Origin of the sequence: Vibrio sp. 1457, from assembly GCF_033340195.1 — a bacterium.
GTDB classification, from domain to species: domain Bacteria; phylum Pseudomonadota; class Gammaproteobacteria; order Enterobacterales; family Vibrionaceae; genus Vibrio; species Vibrio alginolyticus.
Window position 1 is genome coordinate 1 of sequence record NZ_JAWOWA010000158.1, and the last position, 1,022, is coordinate 1,022.

2 protein-coding genes are annotated in these 1,022 nt (G+C 58.5%); both read right to left on the reverse strand.

The window, feature by feature from the left end; translation table 11 throughout:
* On the reverse strand, nucleotides 1-497 hold a 497-nt coding region (locus tag R7Z41_RS24535), incomplete at its 3' end, for an MFS transporter (protein WP_318141708.1).
* Nucleotides 498-713: 216 nt separating this feature from the next.
* Nucleotides 714-1,022: DUF3363 domain-containing protein (locus tag R7Z41_RS24540; RefSeq protein ID WP_318141709.1), on the reverse strand; the 309-nt coding region annotated here is incomplete at its 5' end.

Genomic DNA, 1,022 nt, shown 5'->3' on the forward strand with positions numbered 1-1,022 from the left:
AAGAACTCGCCGATCAATGTTCCGGCGATAGGGCCGAGCGCAGGCACGAACGCCAGCATCGAACTGAAAAGGCCGTAGATGACGACACCCTCAGGACGGTTGGCATAAACGTCGCGAACCGTCGCGAACGTCGCCACCAGCATGGCCGACGCGCCCACTGCTTGAAGTAGACGGAAAGCGACAAAGGCCGGTGCAGTTGAAGACCAAGCTGCTCCCAGAGACGCAATGACGAAAGCCGTTGCGCCCGCAAGTAGAATTGGCCGTCGCCCGATTCTGTCTGAGAGCGGACCAAAAATCACCTGGCCCACGCCGAGCATCACCATATAGAGGCTCAACGTGAGTTGGATCATAGCGGGCGTCGTGTTCAGGATGCCGGGCATCGCTGGAACGACAGGGAGATAAATATCCATCGCCAGTGAAGCGAGGATGTCGAAAGGAGCCATCAGCAGCAGTGCTGCCGGCAGCGTATAGGCCCACGCGGGGCGTGTGGTGGTCATGACGAATCAACCCTCGATTAAGGAATACCGGGCGACGTCTGCTCGTCAGCAATCAGATGAGACTAGCCTTACAGAGCGCCGCAACAACAATACTGGTTGTTGCGGCTTACTTGTCTGCTGACTTGGAATTTCCCATCTGATTACTCCACGCTTACGAATATGAATTGCTACATTTTATCCGATTATCTTTTGCTTCGCAATGCGGCATGGGCGCACTCAGCGTTCCAGCCCCCTCTGCCGCCCTAACTGCCACGACACCCACCCGCCCTGCACGATGCCCATAACCTCGCGGCCGAGTTGGCGGTCGATGATCGGCCGCCACGGGACAAGGGTGAACTCATGGGATTTCTCGACCACGGCGAACTTGCCGCTCGATAGATGCACGGTTCCGGTAAACTTGCCGCTGACGCTCTCGCCGTCCGTGGCGGCGCGGAACGGCAGGCCCTTACTCAAAGCCATATCCGATCCGACGCCGGCTACCTCGCGCTCCCGCAGGATGGCGAGAAGGTTGCGCCGGTAGAAGAC